Source organism: Streptococcus suis (assembly GCF_002964045.1).
Classification (GTDB): Bacteria; Bacillota; Bacilli; order Lactobacillales; family Streptococcaceae; genus Streptococcus; species Streptococcus suis_U.
The window spans coordinates 1-295 of sequence record NZ_POPB01000616.1 but is presented as its reverse complement, the minus strand read 5'-3'; the positions used below and the strand labels follow the sequence as shown (position 1 = coordinate 295).

General features: G+C 41.4%; 1 protein-coding gene and 1 pseudogene. Both read right to left on the bottom strand.

Annotated features, from left to right (window positions below; all coding sequences use genetic code 11):
* On the bottom strand, nt 1-188 hold a 188-nt coding region (locus C1E99_RS13180), incomplete at its 3' end, for a S26 family signal peptidase (RefSeq protein WP_161951225.1).
* A gap of 9 nt (nt 189-197) precedes the next feature.
* Nucleotides 198-295 (bottom strand): annotated as a pseudogene (locus tag C1E99_RS13175) (ribonuclease HIII); the annotation flags it as partial.

Here is a 295-nt window from a genome sequence, read left to right as displayed (position 1 = left end):
GTCGTTTTTAGCATGATGAGTTTTTCTTGGTGTTGAAGCGTTGGGTCCATGGAATGGCCATCGACAGATACAGGATCCCAGATAAAGTAACGACTGGCAAAAAAAGCTGCCATAAACAGTAAAAAGATGCCCCATTCAGCTAAGAAGGCGACTAGTGGTGAGCGTTTTGTTTTTTGGATTGCTCCCATATTTTTTCCTCATTTCAATAATTTTTGTGCTTTTTGCGTATTGGCAAAGTGGAGTTTGGCAGTTTGGTTGAGACCAGCCATGCCATATTGTTTTAAGATGCTTGCTG